Genomic DNA, 17,286 nt, shown 5'->3' on the forward strand with positions numbered 1-17,286 from the left:
CGAGTAATTTTCAAAAAAATAACGCCTTACCGAGACGTCAAAATTAATATATTTAAGGTAATTAAAGAAACTGATCTATTTATCTAATCTCCCTTCTTCATATTACATATAGCCAAGGGAGTTAAACCCACATCATAGTACGACAGCGGCTAAGCAAAGATGCTCTTCAAATTATCTTACAACGTATTATTTATAAGTTCATTAATTAAACTATAATCTTCCTTATATTCTTGGACACGCTTTTTACAATCATCAATCACACTTGACTCGTACGATGTTAACTCTTTAATAATTACCTCCGGTATTCCGTTCTGCATCATTTTAATTATCATTGTTTTTCCAATACCCGTGGTATCATTGCGTCCGATTTTCCTTAAAAACACTCCAACATAAGTATTTACACCAGGATCTAACTCATCATAAAAATGCACAAACAATTCTTCATCCAATTTTTCACTTGCAACATTCATACGAACTTCTAAGTACTTTGTAAGTTGGTAGGTTAATTGTTTGCTCAACTTTATCTTGTATTTTTTATGTAAAGTAATTCTTCCCGTACTTACACAAAAATCTTCCGGTTTTATTGTTTTTATTACTCTATACTTTATTCCAGTTTCAAAGATCAACTTACAAATAAGAGAGCTTACATAAGATCGATAAATTGTATTTTTCTTTCCGTCAAACATTTTTGTTACTGTAAATTGATTAATATGATGGTTACAAACCCTTAGCAGCATGCGCAATTCATCATGGCTCAAAGGCTCCATTACCGATTTATCGCGAAGTTTTTCGTCATGAGCAACCTCATTTATAATACTTTCTAAAGATCGCTTATTACTTTCCGATAAATCAAACCAAGCTAATAGTTTTTCATTTGCTATTCCATTGTTCTGTAAAAACTTAAAATATTCATTTACAACTGTTAAATATATTCCTAAATTCCCCTTTGATGTTACTTCTTTGGAGTTTCCTTTTCTTGTCGTCCAAATATAAAACCTCATACTTTCACGTATATCTAAATAAGTAATTGCTTTTAAATCTGTTGATATATCATCTCTTTCGTCAATATTTTTGTGTACTATTAAATATTTTACAAATGAATCTATCTTGGGCTTATACGTGCCGTCATTAATTCGAGCACTTATTTTATATTTAAGAAACGCTACCATTGTTTCCTGGATACTCATAAACTTCATCGATGAGCCCCCATTAGATTTTTTTATAGTTCATCATCTATGAACCCTAATAGCTTTAGAATAGAGTCACTAGGTGGTACCGCTATTTAGCAGTGTTATCTACCTAACATAATACTTTGAAATACTTAAGCTAGACCAAAGGATCTCACCACTATGAGATATATCAAGCATCCTAAAATAATCTCAAGAAAGTTTGTTAGTTATGTGTTCTTTTGTATATGTAAACCATTCCGGCACAAGAGAGTCGTTAATTAAAAATTCTATTACATTGTTATCATCAAGATTTATTTTCCACAATTTCTGTTTCTTGCTCTGAGTATCATTCCATAGTTCATCAACTTTTTTTACATTTGGATCCAATACAAAATAAAAATCTTTTTTTCTATATTCACTATCTTTCTTAATAAACCTCTCTCGGCAAGTCAAGAGGATATACGGTACATACATGAATGTTAGTCCTTTAAAGTTCCAAACTCCCTTCGCTGTTGCAAAATCAATTAATTCTCTAAATTCTTTTACACTCAAATTTTCTGCCATACTCTTGCACTTTTCATAAATTAAATATGAGTTGTTAATAATAAGTGATTTAATATACTTTCCATTCTCATTATCACTATCACTAGCAACTAAGTGTTCAAATGGCTTATGATTTTTTTCAATTGTAGGACACTCTGAACCTTTTCTATGTGTAAAATGTGTTCTTGTATTTTCTGATTTATCAGCTCGTAGAGAGACCTGTTCACTGCATACAGGACATAATCCTTCTCTACGATTCCCACATACCTTTAGCCATTCATGAACCGCTAAAAGTCTGCCGCTTTCTGGATCTATTGCTGTATTCATTTTAAATCTCCTTCTTTATTATTTGGGTCTTTTCACCTAACGTTTCTACATTACTCCCCCATAAGAGGTAATCTGCTCTTTAAAATCCATCTCGCAGACCAAGGTTGCAGTAGGATGCCCATATGAATGAGAATTGAAAGATTTTCATAGTATTTCAAACTTTATTATCAAGTTTTTTTCATCTGACTAATAGCTTCATTTATTATATCTTTATATTCTTCTGGGACATTCCTCACTGTATATTCTAAAACTGCTTCTAATGTATTTCCTGCGTTTATTAACACACTATCGGGATGCTTACTAATCCCATGCACTACCTCATTTCTGAGCCTTCTAATACTTTGTATTTCAAATAATGATGCTTGATCAAAAATCTCCATTGACTCTAAACGCCTAAAATTAAAACCTGGATTTATTCGTTCAAATGCTGTAATTGTACCACTGAACTGGTGATTGGAAATATTCCCTAACAAAGACTCAAAAACAATCCATCTAGATAGAAAGAATCCTAGGGCTGCTTTAGTATCTAGCAGAAATGATGCTTTTTCATTTTTAGTGCTGTAAGGGTTCCTAGTACCAATTTCATTTTTTGCTTTATTATAGAACTTATAATATTCTTCGTTCCCAAGCAGAATTCTATCTATAATCTGATCTACAACTGGTCTGTTTTCAGTATCAGGGTCTAAATCGTTTGTAAACTGTGATAATTTTTCAGGAGAGTTCAATTCAACATTTTGTAGAAATTTATACAAAACATCTGCTCTACCCATGATAGGTTCATAATCTCCCTTTTTAATATGACTTTTCATAGAATCATAAAGATAAGAAGACAACTCGTAATGATTGTTAAATTCCTTCCCGGTTCCAGTTACACGAATTTTTGCTGCATTCTGCAACCGCTCTAAAGCAATTTCCCCAGCAAGAACAAGTCCATTTAGTTCATCTAATATTTGATACTCTTCTATAGACAGCTCCCCACTTAATGGTTTATATACTAAATCATGCTCAACTTCAGACCATGCATGCATCAAGACAGACGCAACCTGTATTTCAACAATAACGTCCGTATATCTCTTATTTGAATCTGCTACTAGTTCAGATTTTAGCGAAACACGATAATGATATGCCCAGTAGCCAGAAAATCGTTTATCATACGATGGCTTAGCCTCGCCCGGAAACTCTTTCTTGCTATGTACAAGAAAATTATTCTCGATGAAATTATCAATTACTTCTCTATCACCTGGAAAGTATATTGCAATTCGAACTCCTGCAAGATCTACAATGTCTTTATAGATTGATTCTACTGTTTTATATCGTTTTTCTATAATTCTTTTCTCTAGCTTTTCTTTAAGTCTATCTGGTCGCTTAGCTCTATACGTTACAATTGCTCTAATACCGCTACCTTCAAGTACATTTTCACATTGCATCGCGCATATTTGAGCTAGCTTCAAATAAAAATCATATTCTTTTGAATAACTTTTCAAAAATTTTTCAATAAGACTCAAAACACAACCTCCGAAATCAAAATTTTATGTATAACAAAATATTTTATTGTATCTATTTCAAGTCATTTCACCTGATGAGAAGCAAGTTACGAAGTACCCTATAGCTCAGCGAAATTAAGGATTGGTGTAACTTTTTCTTGCCCAATAAGTATGCCAATAGGGGATTTCCTTGAATTTGCAGTCAGTTGAAGATATATTCAGAACTTAGATAATTTACTATAATCCATAAGACCTCTTGGAATATAATTCTTTTCATCTTCATCTGAAATTAAGCTTTCTCCAATACCAGGTGCTATATGATTTGCCCATAAATTTTTATTAACTGCAATTTGTTCAACACTGCTAAAAGCACTTCTATTATATTCATCAATAGTTATCAAAGTATTAGCTAGTGCAAAAATATGATATCCACAGCTTACTGAGATTCTATACTTCACAAAACCTTCCTCTTGTTCTTCTAGCCTTAGTTGCTCATAACGCTTATGTGCTCTAATAGAATTAGAAATCTTAATATCAAGGACTCCTGAATACATTTTCATCATATCATTGTTCATCCAAGCTGAATATTTTTCAAAATAGCTTTCCATCATTTTTTCATGTTCTTCGAATCTATTTATTAGAACTTCATGCCATGGTTTAAAGTGGAACTTAAATTCATCATTAATCTTCTCCACTTTATCTATAACTGGCCCATGAGAATCTATGTCAAAATTATCAAGTTGTTTGAAAAAATCTTCATTGAAAAGTTTCTTCAAGTCTTTGAATATTTCGTCAGTAGCTTCTGTGGATGTAGCTTTATAAATGTCAGCAAGAGTATTTACATATCCTTGAAACACCTTGTTAAATTGACTAGCTACAAAATTCATTTTTTCTAATCCCTCTAATTCACGATATTTATTTAGTATTCTCTCAAGAATAAACACAATAATCACAAATCCCACTAATTCTGTGATGAGATTTAAAGAAAAACTTCTTATATCTTCATTCTTACTCGCAAAAAAAATAATTACCAGTATCAATAGAATTAGTGATGTTATAAGTGTTAATTGAATGATCAATCTCCTTAATTTTGGGTTCATCCTCTCTCCCACTTTCAAAAGTTTGTAATAGGCATTTTACCAACGTTGTCACCAAAATGACCGAACTAACATTCCTCATCTTACCACGCAAAGGCAGTATTTGGATACAATATACTTCTAACTCAATATGAATTTATTTGATATAATTTCGTTCTTAATTCAAGAATTATCCTCTGTTTCCTTCGGGAAACTCAAAAAGTGAATAATGAATTTTCTGAATTATAAAAAGATTATTAGAATATTAAAGTCGTAATTTAACTAAAACATTTTGCATCGATTCTTCTTTTAATTACTAGTATTGAATAGATAAGCACTGCGCGCTAAAGGTCAATTAACCCGAACTAACTACGAGTTCAGAATCTTAATCATACCCTGATTTGATCTATGTCTACTTCTTTATCCTTTTAATGCTAGCAAAAGACCTTACCGCTCGAAATATGTAATACTGTTCCATCCACCACTCTTACACATTTATTCGAAATAGCTACGCTCAATTCACAGAATGAACCTACTTCAACACCAAAAAACCTAATCTCTCAATACGTTCCGTACTGAGAGATTAGGCTTCATTATCCTTATAGCTATACACTTTTCCATACAAGTTTCCACTTAATCTAATCCGACACATAAACCGTATCTACCAACGATTCAACCAAAGGAGCCAGCTCCTGAATCAATGCACGATATCGTTCACTATTTTTCATCGTCTCCAATGTTTCTTGTTCCTTCCATACACTGACTACACCAAACGAATCGTTGTCTGCATAAGGCTCCAAGAAATAGACATGCACCGAACCCGCCTCTTCATTAATAGGCACCAGCGTCTCCCGTCCTAACTTCCGCACCCGCTCCTCTTTTCCTTCTTTACTTTTAAAAGTAACCACTCTAACAAACATCTATTTCTCCTCCTCATATATAAAATTATCGCACCATCTTCTCTTTTAACCAAGCATCCACCTTATGAATAGAATCATCCGATGCCGTGTCCTGCACAGCGTCATGCAGAGAAGCGATTGTAGTTCGCTGCAAGATCGTCCGCCAAGCATGTTCCGCCTCATTCATCACATCAGATAATAAACAAGTTCTGTTTTCTTTCAATTGAAACACCGCTTGAAAGACTCCATTAGAACGATACAGAGCTTCTACACCCTCTACAGCAACAAATACATCGTAGATGTGAATGCTCGCGGGATCTGCGATTAATCGAAATCCGCCTTTTACACCTGGCACGGAGGAAACAAGCCCTGCTTGGACAAGCTTTCTCATTAACTTTTGCAAATAAGTTGGAGACACTTGCAGCTGCTGACTTAATGATTCACCCGACAACACAGCGTTCTTAGGCAAACGATTAAGCAGCAGCAAAGCATATACGGCTTGTTCCACGCCAGTCGTCATTTTCATACAGCATCATTCATTTGTACGGATGACTGCTCTTGTTCTTGTGTCAGCTTTTTAGGGGTCACATCATGTCCTTGAGCATCTAGAAACGTAATCGCATGGAAAGACTTATCTACATGTCCTCGAATAATGCCCAAGTACTGCTGCCGCAATAACTGCCGTTCTTCTAGCTCTGCTGGAGTCAATCCACCTGCTTTGTTTTTTCGAGCTAATACGTTAATCCGATCTAATATTTTAATCATGTTCTTTCTCTTCCTTTCCTTATATAGAGTTATTTACAAAAATCTTTATAGAAGTCGTTTATAAAAGTTCCTTAGCAAGCAATTCATATGATTTTAGTCTTGCTTCATGACTGTGGCTGATCGTACCCAATACTGCTTCGTTAATACCAAACTGCTCATCATGATGGCGCAGTGTATCGGCAACCTCTTTCGCACTTCCTACTAGGAAGCGGCTGCGGTTATGCTGGATGCGCATTTTGTCCATTTCCGTGTAAGAATAATTTAATGCGTCTTCCGGGGACAATACTTTAAATGGCAGCCCCGTATCCATAAACAACAAGTTCAAATCAAGGCTTGCTGCATGATATTCGGCTTCTTCGGTTGTTTCAGCTGCCATGACAAAGTAACCAACATTGACTTGAGGGTTAGGCATGATTTCCGAAGGAACGAAGTTGGAACGATAAGCATCCAGCATCGGAGCAGATAATTGGCCGCTAATAAATTGTGCAAATGAATATCCGATACCGAATTGTCCAGCTTGTGCCGCACTGCTGCCGCTAGAGCCCAACAGCCATACTTCAGGCAGTGTCCCACCAAATGGAGCAGCCAACGTGTTGTGATAAGGATGATCTTCAGGCATCGTTTCGGTCATAAACATGATCGTTTCTTTCAACTTTTCATACTGATTATCCATTCTTGGTTTCTTGCCTTCATGCAGCGCAAGCGTACTATGCCAATCACCACCTGGCGCACGGCCTACACCAAAGTCAATTCGGTTCGGATACAGAGTCGACAATGTTTTAAATAGTTCAGCCATCTTGAGCGGAGAGTAATGCATCAGCATAATTCCACCCGATCCAACCCGAATTTGTTTGGTGACGGACGCAATATGAGCAATCAATATTTCCGGTGATGCGCTAGCTAAATTTTCAGACCCATGGTGCTCCGAATACCAGATTCGGTTATAGCCTAATTTATCTACAAGCTGAGCTAGCTCAACCGAGTTTTGCAGCGTTTGTTGAGACGTTTGTCCGTTTGAAGTTGGTGTTTGATCCAACACACTTAGTTTCACAATATGACCTTCTTTCGTTGTTAATGTGGATACATAATATCCGTAATTAGATGAAATAAAAATACGTACCTAACGTGCTGCCAATCATAACGAAATGATGGTTGTGCACCTTTGACTCCAACATCCTCTAGGGGAACCCCCTACCTCTAAACCATTTCGTAAGCCCAGATGATTGGGCGGTTCCCATCCAACAAGAATGCTTTATAATAAAATGAAGATTAGATCTTTCCGTTCCAAGTTGTTACTTCATCCACACCCAATCTTACTGTTGGGAAGCCTGGTTGTGCTGCTTTACCGAGCGTGATCATAAGGACGTTGACCAAGTTGTCTGGAACGTTGAATTCTTTTCGGAACTCTTCCGTGTTGTAGCCAAGCATTGGCACGGTGTCATAGCCTCTTGCTTTTGCTGCCAGCATTAATTGCATCGCGAGAAGACCACCGTCAAGCATTTGCCATTCTTTTTTCGTTTGTTCACTTACGGGACCGTAGTAGCCTTGCACACTGTTGTTAATCGTTTCTTTAATTTGTTCGGTCATGTAGCCAGCATCTACTGCTCTTTGGTTGATTTTATCTGCGTTCTCAACGGTATAAGCGTCCATATCGCCCAATACGAGAATGACTGCGGATGCATCAGCTACTTGCTTTTGCCCCAATGCCATTGGAAGCAGCTTTTGTTTCAATTCAGGGTCTGTGAAGACCATAAAGCGCCAAGGGTTTAGGTTCGTACCGCTCGGAGCAAGCATTGCTTCGCCAAGAAGTTCTTTAATTTCTTCGTCAGAAATTGTATAAGCAGGATCGTAGACACGAACCGAACGACGGTCCCGAATCACATCATAAAAGTTTGCATTGCGGTTAGCTGTATTCATATTTGTACAACCTCCAAAATATTTTTTGTATAATAATAAAATTAGTTATGAGCGCGATGTTAATGACGGTATAAGGTGATTTTTTATTCATTACTTACTTAACATCAGCTGCTAACAAAACCTATTATGATACATAGCGAAACGATTGAAAAGTACGCACTTTTTCGTGATATAGACACGACTTCGTAACATAGGCACGAAAAAGTACCTATAGAAAAGCCAAAGGAGTTACGTATGCAGAAGCAATACAACAATAGAATCGAAGTGGTTCTAGAAGTTATCGGAGGAAAGTGGAAAGCTCATATTTTGTATCATTTAACGAAGGGCCCTATACGGACTGGGGAATTAAAACGTTTGGTAACAGGCATTACACAAAAGATGCTGACCGAACAATTAAAAGAGCTTGAACAAGACGGTCTAATCGTGCGGAAAGTGTACAATCAAGTGCCTCCAAAAGTGGAGTACACCCTTACTGAATATGGGCAGTCATTGAAAGAGGTATTGAAGGTGCTGTGTGATTGGGGCGGCGATTATATCAAGTTCAGATATCCAAACGGTGAAGTTACCGTACGAAATGGTAATGAAGAGCTTTAATTGGGGAGGAGTTAGTGTGGGATTACTACATCATATCGAGATTTATGTATCCGACCTGAAACGTTCGGCTGAGTTCTGGGGTTGGTTTCTATCAGAGCTTGGTTATACGCCCTATCAGCAATGGGAAGAAGGTCGTAGTTGGAAATTAGGAGACACTTACCTTGTGTTTGTTCAAGCAAAAGAAAAGCACTTGGACGTGCCTTACAATCGTTGCCGAGTAGGACTGAACCATTTGGCATTCCATGCGAATTCGCGAGAACAAGTGGATGAGTTGACTGAAAAGGTTCGTTCCAAGGGAATGAATGTCCTTTACAAAGATAAGCATCCTTTCGCAGGCGGAGAACATTACTATGCTCTGTTTTTCGAAGACCCCGACCGAATAAAGGTCGAGTTAGTAGCGCCATAAAGTCGCTCTAAACTAACGTACTTCACATCTATTTAACAGTGTCATTTTCACAAAACAGGCTTCATTTTATAAACGAAAATGAACAAATCTCCTTACATACGATAGGGGTATCTCAAAAGTCACTTTCCACGACTTCGAAGATACCCTTTTCACTGCATATGTTGTTAACGTGCTTCCTTACCAGTCTGATATAGACTTGATACAAGCACCTATCAGTAAATATAGAAGATGAGACCTTTGCCCTCGGCTGCGGCTTGGCTGTAGAAACGCCGGATTTCGTTAACATGCTGAAGGATGTAGGCAAAGAACTCGTCCTCATCCTCGTCTGAAACAAAGCCGGGCTCAAGAGGATATACCTCCTCCTTAAGCATGGTCGGGAAATCATACCGCAAGCGAAGCTGCGCTTCATCCAGCTCAGACATAGCCTGAACCGCTTCTGCAACTTGCTCCGCTCGTAAAGAAAACGCCCCGAATGAACCAAAGTCAATGCCTTTGTCTGATGTCAGCGGGACAACATAGCCAAGAGGCGGCTTTCCATCGGAAATAGCTCCACACAGCAAGTAGTGAATCGCCTCCCAGGATCTATCAATGCCCAGTCCGGGATAATCGTCTATTTTCAAACTCTTCAATGCAAGGTCGCCTGCTGCGACTTGCTGCACTAAGTTATCATCCATAGTAAAGTAATATCCGCGCATTCCCATGCTATCAGCCCTCTCCCCATTTTTAATAGTGATTTACTACTCTATCAAAATGTAACATTTAGGAATTATGGGTTTCAAGGATCATTATACCCATGCTGGCGTCAGGACTTCTTTCACGGAATATATTATAGTTATCTGATAATCGAACCTATAAGCTGTCCTATCATCTTGTATGTTCGATTACTTTGAAAGAGGAGCGATACAACTGGATGATGGAATTGACCACTTATTTCAAAAAACATAGTTCTTGGATTACAAAACAATACGAACACATTCCAACTTATCATGATGCGTTTTTTCTTGAACATGCATCTGATCTGTTTGTTCATATTAATAATGTGACCGAAAACGAAATGTTCAAGTACAAGATTGATCAATATACAAGCACAGCAATAATTTTAAAATACAATGGTGAATACTTGCTCCATTTTGACAACTACGACTCTTTTCAGTGGGAAGAAATCATGAAAGCTTTAGGAGGGGTACTTCAACAAGGCACTGGAGAAGGTTTGATGCACGATAGACGAATGTCTGTAAAAATGAAAGCCCTAGGAGATAATCAATTGCATCTTCAGTTTGATTACGGAGAAGACCACCTTGTAAGCTCAGCTATATTACCGAAAAAAGAGTTTATTTATCTTTTGATTAAAGAAGCTCAAAAATACTATTCGCTTCTCATGCATTTCGGCACTCGCTTCCCCTACGATTTCGACCATGTCAAAAGAAATTCAGGGGTGGATCTACATAAAACATATGGAAAATAATCGGCACGCTCTTAGGATAGTCAGAATGTCACAGGCATAAAGTCAGATACCAAGTATGTAAGCTCTTCATAAAAAGACCCGATGATCCTGACGGACCACCGGGTCTTAACAACAAGAGCCAACTAAAGCTAGATATACGAAATTCATTGCTATATCCCGTTACCTATAGCTTTACATCTCCAAACAACACCCCTAAAGAAATAAATTGAGCTAATTCATTTGCACGCGCTAATGAGTGATGCGTTCCCGCATCTGTCCACCAACCACGCAAAATATCATACGTCATCTTTTCTTTTTCAATATAGGCATTGTTTACATCCGTTATTTCTAGCTCACCTCGACTGGAAGGTTTTAACGTCTTAATAATATCAAATACGTTGGAATCAAACATATATATACCTGTGACAGCATATTGGCTCTTAGGTTGTAACGGCTTCTCCTCAATTGCTACGATACGCTCTCCTTGCAGCTCTGCTACCCCATAACGTTGGGGATCATTAACCTCATGAAGCAGAATTTTAGCCCCTGAATTTTGTTCCTGAAACCTTTTAATATAGGAACTAATATCACTGTCAAACACATTGTCCCCTAATAAAACAATAACGCGATCATTGCCAACAAAATGCTCTGCTAATAATAGAGCCTGTGCAATACCTCCCGCTTCCTCTTGTACTTTGTAGGTTAGGTTGAGTTCGAATTCGCTGCCGCTTCCTAACAAATTTACAATGTCCCCAACATGCTCTCTGCCTGAAACAATGAGTATGTTATTCACTTGAGCCTGTTTCAACCTATAGATCGCATGGTATATCATTGGATATTTTCCAACGGGAAGCAGATGTTTGTTGGTTACTTTTGTAAGTGGAAAGAGCCGTGTTCCTAATCCCCCTGCCAAAATTACACCTTTCAAGCTGACTCCCCTCCGGACCTCATGAAAGCTATCGCTCAGTTAGACCATAAATGTATGCAATCACTCATTCTGAATAAGAGTTCGTGAATTTGCAAAAATTAAATGATATTCTGTTTTTAATGTATGCAATAGAAATTTACATCATGCTACCCGTGAAGTAGCTATCTATCTAACTATCCACCTTATTAGGTTTATACAAACTACTCACAAGCGTCTCCGCATAGCGCCCAATCCGTTTGCTTGCTTCCGCACGCATATAGTCCCGCGTAATAACAAAGCTATCCTCATACTGACGACAAACATAGCGATAGCGCACCATCTGCTCGTCTTTCTCCTCTTCCACCACACGGATATCTCTTTCCATTAGAGACCGCTTCACTTTCCGTAAATCCTCATAGATACTCCTAGCAAGCAGCTTCGCTACCTTTGTGTAAAGCGCTCGTAACGTCTCCGAGGATCGCTCCATTTCAAGCGCTCTTCTCATAATAATCGAGTGCATAATGGGCAGCAGCACAAAGTCCTTCATCATATTCATTTCTTCCGTCGTTGGCCGACTCGGCTGCGCGGCAGCTTGTTGACCGAGCCTACGTTGGACGGACTCCTTATGCTGCGGCAGCATCATCCGGCTCGACTCCCACAGCCCGTTCTGTTCAAGCTTTTTACTCATTTATAATGTCCTCCAATCTTCAATGCTCGATCCCCAGCCTGCCCCGCGCTCGTCAGCGAGGAAGCCCTTACAATGGCTGCGCTTCCGTAGCGATTTTTAATCAAGTCCGTAGCCTTATCCAACGCTCTCGCCTTTATTTGATCTTCGAACAAGGTGAGCTGATATTCTTCATCGTCCTTTAGCTGGCTCAGCGTTATCCCGATACGGCGTACAGGCAGACGGTTCCAAAATTTATAAAAGAGCATCTTCACCGCTTCAAATACCGTATTCGTGTGATTCGTAGGGTCTAGCATTTTCATCTGCCGCGAAAATCCCGTCGGTGCTTCATAGGGGCTGCACATACAGCTCACCGAAACGACCGCGCCCATATACCCTTTGCGACGGCAGTCACGGCACACTTCCTCCGTAAGCTCCAGCAAAATCGTTTCCACTTCCCATGGCTCGATATAGTCTCTAGGCAGGGTCATCATATGACCGACTGACTTGGGCGGCGTATCAAAGGTTCTCGGTGTAACTGGACTATCATCCAAGCCATTAGCGGTTCGCCACATGACCTCTGCCTGAATGTCGGACTGCTTGCCGAAGCGGGCTCGAAATTTCTCTTTCAGGCGCGGCAATGGTGTTCTCGCAATATCTCCAATCGTATGCATGCCAAGAAGGCTAAAATGAGCCGTCATCTTTGAGCCGACACCAAACATTTTGTTTACGGGCTGCGGCCACAGCAAGGTCTCGACTTCGGTTGGCGGCAGCGTGAAGATACCTTCTTTATTTTTTTTCGCCCATATATCTGTTGCGATTTTAGCTAATATTTTATTCGAGCTGATCCCGACTCTAACTCTGACTCCAGTTTGACTCAGCACCTTTTGCTGAATCTGTTTCGCCATCGTAATCGGATCACCGAATAAATGCAGACTCGCCGAAACATCTAGAAACTGCTCATCGATACTAAATACCTCAACAAGATCGGTAAACTCCTCATAAATTTTCGTAATCATTAAGGAAACATCAATATAATGCTGCATGCGAGGACGCATCACGACGAGCTCAGGGCACTTGTTTAGTGCCTCTCCGAGACGATCAGCTGTACCAATGCCAAAGCTTTTGGCAATTGGACATGCCGCTAAAATAATGCCCGACCGACGTTCCACCGATCCCGCTACAGCAACAGGCTTATTTTCGTATCCGGGATGCTCCGCCTTTTCCACACTCGCATAGAAACTTTGACAATCCGCTAGGAAAATAACCTTTTCGCGTTCTCGACCTGTGCTCATCTTACCCGCCCCTGTACGTTCATCAACATGGTCATTAACTCGGCTTTCACTAAGCCGCGCAGCATGGTGAAACGATGGACATAGCCCCGCACTTTGTATTCAATATCGATGCCTAATGCATTCATTTCTGTATTCAAAATTGTAATATTTCGCGCTCTCATCTTTGCCTTAAGCTTGCGCAGCTCAGGATAAATCGAATGTTCAACTTCTTTGAGATAGCCAAGAACGTGATGGTACACGATCTTGTTTTTGTACATCATCAGTTCTTCCATATCTCTTGCCAGCATATCCAGTAAAATGGGAAACAAGGTATACTCCTTAATCATTTGAATATCCTCTTCGGTTTCAATCATTGGATTCGTAGCAGCACTCATCATCTCATCTCCAACATACGAACGTATATTCTCTATATATTCGCATTATACACCGAACGTGTGTTCTTTATGCTAGTGAATTGCTGGTAATGTTTAATTGGACTATATATACGGCATATAAGTAAAAATGATCAGTACAATTTTCATGTAAAGGAATATAGATCACAAGACGCTTTCGCCTTGTAGTATACTAAAGGAGTTTACAGTTAAATATTGGGAGGTAAACTGATGCACATGAAAACACTAGCTCCTTACAAACGCTTAGTTTGCGGCTTAACAACGGCCTGCTTATTATTTTCGATGATACCGATATCAATTGGTTCAGCGTATACGGCTCATGTAACGCCGCCTGCAACTTTGTCTACAAACATCTCTGCTGTGGCTTCTTCGCCTATGAACCATCTAACTGCGAAACAGCCAACGACAGCCGCTGAATTGCTTGAATATGAAGCACAACAAGCGTATCAAGCAGCACACTACGCTTGGCCAGCTTTGGACAGGCTGTGGCCAGGTCTTCAATTTCAATTCCGTGTTATGCTCCTCACCAATGGTGAGCAAACGTATGAAATTACGACGGAAGGCTATAAGCTTGTCGATCCATCCGATCCAAGATTACCGCTTGAAGTGTATTTTGATGGCCAGTATGAGAGGTTAGACTGGAATGGCAAGCAAGCCTCTGCTATTTTTGTTGATAAGGATACACCACTACAAGAGCGATTCGAGCCTTATACAAGTACACCAGCAAGCTTTATGACGACTACCCATGAAATGTTTCATTTTTACGATCAACCGTCTTGGAATTTAAAAGATAACGTTAATTACCGTTCTCGTTCATCCGTCTATCCAGCCGATGCTAAGCCGCGAATCCAACGAGCTATGCTATTCCAAGCCTTGTACAAAGCCTATTCAGAACCTGCGCAAGCCGACAAGCATCTCGGGCATGCTGCTCATTGGAATGAGCAGTATAAACAGGACAATCCGGCTGAATACAAGCAAAGTGTAGAGTTTGATCTTACAGAAGGCACTGCCATGTATATTGACAAAATGGCTGACATGTATGGAGCATTTAAAGGAAGTGCGCCAACGGAGCAAATACGCCATTATTTATCCAAGCAGTATACAGATATTAAGACAAACGAATTTATTACCTTTGATACGGAATCCTATATTATTGGCAGCTTGTCAGCATTGTTATTGGATACCCTAAATAAAGACTGGAAGAAGTCAGCATCAGAGGGCAACTCTCCCATTGATCTACTTTTGAACCGTATTACACCAGTAGCGCAACCATTCGATGAACAGATTAAAACTGGGCTGGAGACCACAATTGCAAATTTAAACGCAAAACGTGCCGTTGCACTGGACCCGCTGAAAAAAGGACTGGATGACAAGAAAATACCGATATTATTGATTCCACGGACTGTAAAGGGCACCACATTTAGCACAACTGGGTTTATTACATTAAAGGGTTACGAACAAGGCACGGTTATTATGGATATGTCCAACAACTACACAACGAGTGCTGGAAAGCTGGAGCTGACTAAGCGAGCGATGCTGAGAATGTACTCTGGAGAAGAAAATGAAAAAGGAGACTATTTGATTACTCCTTTGCACACGGGCGAATATGTACGAACCGGAGACATCCTTACCTTTGATCAAAACGGCTTGAAAGGTACAGTTAAGGTGAAAACAGTGAAGTATGATGGACGCGAAGCCTTTATCGTGCTGCCATAATTAATACTTGGACGAAAGAAATCCCAGCCACACTTGCGACTTGACGATCCTACTCCACGTACTTCAATGCTACAGAACAGAGAGCCGAATCTAATCGACTCTCTGCTTTGCTTGCGCACATTTGACACGGAAAACAGGAATGGCTATGATGGGCTCATTCATTTCTGTGAAGTTTTCTTATTTTTAGATGAATCAAACACTAACGAAGGTATTTGAGCATGTAATTTTGAAATCACTTCTAATCCATGTGTCAATTGTCCAGCAGTAAAATAATTATTGCTAATGGTTAACATCTTCTTCCCACCTAAAGTACCTACCGTATGGGATACGGTACCGTGAATTCCTCCACTATGTCCCCACACTGTGGTTCCATTTGATAACTTTATCTCCTTAATGCCCAGACCGTAGCGCATGCCCGGTGCTGCTTCCACAGTGTCAAGCATTTCCTTCATCTGTTTAGGCTTCAGTAAATCGCCAGCTAGCAGCTTGGTGAAGAAACGGTTTAAATCACCGGCTGTCGATATCATTTCACCCGAAGCACCAGCAATGGCTGGATTTAGTTCCGTAATGTCTCGGAGCTTCTTATCGCCCGTACTATAGTAATTTCTAGCATGAGGTTTTGGCAGCTTAGATGAAGTACCTGGAACCAAAGTGTTCTTCAAACCGAGCGGTTTAATCAATCGTTCTGTAATTTGCTCCGCGTATGTGTCACCGGTTACTTTTTCAATAATTAAACCGGCTAGCACGTAGTTGGTATTGGAATAGCTGAATTTCGTCCCCGGTTCAAATAAAGGCTTCTGCTTCAACCCGGATTCTACATGCTCAACATCCGAATAGCTCTTAAAAGGTTGTTCAAAACTTCTCTTCATAAAGTGCTCAGCATTCGTGTAGTCGGCAATGCCACTCGTATGATTAAGCAATTGGCGAACAGTGATCTTATTGCTGTCGTAGCCATTGCCTTGTACCACACCAGGGAGCCACTTTTCAATCGAGTCATCCAAGCTCAGTTTGCCTTCCCCTACTAATTGCAGTACAACTGTAGCGGTGAACGTCTTCGTTATACTCCCAATGCGAAAATGAAAGTTGGGCTGCATCTTGTCGTTTGCAACGATACTGCTCTTCCCCGTTGCATATTCCCACTTCACTCCATCATGCTGCGTTTGGATGATCATGCCCGGTACTCCTTGCTTGATTGCACCATCCATCAGCTTCTTGATTGCAGCTTGATTTTGCTTGGATGTCGCAGATATTTCAGTAGTATGCTTTTTCGCAACCATTGTACGATTAGACTGGTCAGCAAGGGCTGCGGAAACCCCTCCATTCGCATACAAAAGCGTTGTCCCTGTCATCATAACTGCCAAACTAAGCATCAGCATTTTTTTCGTATTCATAGTCACTTCTCCTCAATCGCTAATATTATATTCGTGCCTCAGTACGCCCTTAGATTAAGCTTCAGCGTGTCATATTGCATAGCGACGAACTGTCATCACTAGGTATGACACACTGTCATATGACATGAGCAATAAGGATGGAACAACGAACAACAACCCGTTCACAACATATTTAACTTCTTCAACTGTCAGAATAGATTGTAGGACGAATGGGATAGTGGTAGACTTTTTTATAGAGTCGCCACCTTTCGGTTCGTTTGTAGGGGTACAAACATTTACCGGGTTGGTGGCTTTTTT

General features: G+C 39.7%; 19 protein-coding genes. 4 read left to right on the forward strand and 15 right to left on the reverse strand.

Annotation, left to right across the window (positions count from 1 at the left end):
• Positions 1–176: 176 nt before the first annotated feature.
• The 9 genes from H580_RS0116160 to H580_RS0116200 all read right to left on the reverse strand — a co-directional run bounded on the left by H580_RS0116160 (position 177) and on the right by H580_RS0116200 (position 8,180).
• Positions 177–1,196: a site-specific integrase gene (locus H580_RS0116160; RefSeq protein WP_028595703.1), complete on the reverse strand. Its 1,020-nt coding sequence runs from the start codon at positions 1,194–1,196 to the stop codon at positions 177–179.
• 183 nt (positions 1,197–1,379) lie between these two features.
• Complete coding sequence (locus H580_RS24545) at positions 1,380–2,039, reverse strand: hypothetical protein (RefSeq protein WP_051217500.1); 660 nt, start codon at positions 2,037–2,039, stop codon at positions 1,380–1,382.
• 167 nt (positions 2,040–2,206) lie between these two features.
• Positions 2,207–3,544: a GTP pyrophosphokinase gene (locus H580_RS24550; RefSeq protein ID WP_051217501.1), complete on the reverse strand. Its 1,338-nt coding sequence runs from the start codon at positions 3,542–3,544 to the stop codon at positions 2,207–2,209.
• Positions 3,545–3,741: 197 nt separating this feature from the next.
• The gene (locus H580_RS0116175; protein ID WP_028595704.1) at positions 3,742–4,623 is read right to left on the reverse strand and encodes a hypothetical protein; all 882 of its coding nucleotides are present in this window, start codon (positions 4,621–4,623) and stop codon (positions 3,742–3,744) included.
• Positions 4,624–5,237: 614 nt separating this feature from the next.
• Positions 5,238–5,519: a putative quinol monooxygenase gene (locus H580_RS0116180; protein ID WP_051217502.1), complete on the reverse strand. Its 282-nt coding sequence runs from the start codon at positions 5,517–5,519 to the stop codon at positions 5,238–5,240.
• A gap of 25 nt (positions 5,520–5,544) precedes the next feature.
• A complete protein-coding gene (locus H580_RS0116185) occupies positions 5,545–6,024 on the reverse strand; it encodes an Rrf2 family transcriptional regulator (protein WP_028595706.1) in 480 nt (159 codons plus the stop codon).
• On the reverse strand, positions 6,021–6,263 hold the full coding sequence (locus tag H580_RS0116190) for a DUF896 domain-containing protein (protein WP_028595707.1): 243 nt from the start codon (positions 6,261–6,263) through the stop codon (positions 6,021–6,023). Before H580_RS0116190 ends, H580_RS0116185 begins: the two co-directional genes overlap by 4 nt.
• A 58-nt stretch (positions 6,264–6,321) precedes the next feature.
• On the reverse strand, positions 6,322–7,314 hold the full coding sequence (locus tag H580_RS0116195) for an LLM class flavin-dependent oxidoreductase (protein WP_028595708.1): 993 nt from the start codon (positions 7,312–7,314) through the stop codon (positions 6,322–6,324).
• A 218-nt stretch (positions 7,315–7,532) separates the two neighbouring features.
• Complete coding sequence (locus H580_RS0116200) at positions 7,533–8,180, reverse strand: nitroreductase family protein (protein WP_028595709.1); 648 nt, start codon at positions 8,178–8,180, stop codon at positions 7,533–7,535.
• A 234-nt stretch (positions 8,181–8,414) separates the two neighbouring features.
• Between H580_RS0116200 and H580_RS0116205 the strand changes: the two genes are divergently transcribed.
• Together H580_RS0116205 and H580_RS0116210 are read left to right on the forward strand one after the other, a co-directional pair.
• Positions 8,415–8,774 carry a winged helix-turn-helix transcriptional regulator gene (locus H580_RS0116205; protein WP_028595710.1) on the forward strand — a complete coding sequence of 120 codons (360 nt, stop codon included), beginning with the start codon at positions 8,415–8,417 and terminating at the stop codon, positions 8,772–8,774.
• Entirely contained in the window at positions 8,761–9,180 is a 420-nt protein-coding gene (locus H580_RS0116210; RefSeq protein WP_036605474.1) for a VOC family protein, read from the forward strand. Before H580_RS0116205 ends, H580_RS0116210 begins: the two co-directional genes overlap by 14 nt.
• A 212-nt stretch (positions 9,181–9,392) precedes the next feature.
• Here the strand turns inward: H580_RS0116210 and H580_RS0116215 are convergent, their stop codons facing one another.
• A complete protein-coding gene (locus H580_RS0116215) occupies positions 9,393–9,881 on the reverse strand; it encodes a YfbM family protein (protein ID WP_028595712.1) in 489 nt (162 codons plus the stop codon).
• 209 nt (positions 9,882–10,090) lie between these two features.
• On the opposite strand from H580_RS0116215, the gene H580_RS0116220 reads away from it, so the two are divergent.
• Positions 10,091–10,645: a hypothetical protein gene (locus H580_RS0116220; RefSeq protein WP_028595713.1), complete on the forward strand. Its 555-nt coding sequence runs from the start codon at positions 10,091–10,093 to the stop codon at positions 10,643–10,645.
• Positions 10,646–10,808: 163 nt separating this feature from the next.
• On the opposite strand, the gene H580_RS0116225 is transcribed toward H580_RS0116220, so the two are convergent.
• From H580_RS0116225 to H580_RS24555, 4 genes are all read right to left on the reverse strand, one after another.
• A complete protein-coding gene (locus H580_RS0116225; protein ID WP_028595714.1) occupies positions 10,809–11,552 on the reverse strand; it encodes a sugar phosphate nucleotidyltransferase in 744 nt (247 codons plus the stop codon).
• 169 nt (positions 11,553–11,721) lie between these two features.
• The gene (locus tag H580_RS0116230) at positions 11,722–12,219 is read right to left on the reverse strand and encodes a YhjD family protein (protein WP_028595715.1); all 498 of its coding nucleotides are present in this window, start codon (positions 12,217–12,219) and stop codon (positions 11,722–11,724) included.
• Complete coding sequence (locus H580_RS0116235; protein WP_028595716.1) at positions 12,216–13,490, reverse strand: DNA polymerase IV; 1,275 nt, start codon at positions 13,488–13,490, stop codon at positions 12,216–12,218. The genes H580_RS0116230 and H580_RS0116235 overlap by 4 nt, the downstream gene beginning before the upstream one ends.
• Complete coding sequence (locus tag H580_RS24555; RefSeq protein WP_157282952.1) at positions 13,487–13,867, reverse strand: YhjD family protein; 381 nt, start codon at positions 13,865–13,867, stop codon at positions 13,487–13,489. Before H580_RS24555 ends, H580_RS0116235 begins: the two co-directional genes overlap by 4 nt.
• A gap of 225 nt (positions 13,868–14,092) precedes the next feature.
• Between H580_RS24555 and H580_RS0116245 the strand changes: the two genes are divergently transcribed.
• On the forward strand, positions 14,093–15,598 hold the full coding sequence (locus H580_RS0116245; RefSeq protein WP_028595717.1) for a hypothetical protein: 1,506 nt from the start codon (positions 14,093–14,095) through the stop codon (positions 15,596–15,598).
• A gap of 158 nt (positions 15,599–15,756) precedes the next feature.
• On the opposite strand, the gene H580_RS24560 is transcribed toward H580_RS0116245, so the two are convergent.
• Positions 15,757–16,989, reverse strand: a complete 1,233-nt coding sequence (locus H580_RS24560) for a serine hydrolase domain-containing protein (protein WP_051217504.1) — start codon at positions 16,987–16,989, stop codon at positions 15,757–15,759.
• Positions 16,990–17,286: the final 297 nt, after the last annotated feature.

This window comes from Paenibacillus assamensis DSM 18201 (assembly GCF_000422445.1).
Classification (GTDB): domain Bacteria; phylum Bacillota; class Bacilli; order Paenibacillales; family Paenibacillaceae; genus Paenibacillus_B; species Paenibacillus_B assamensis.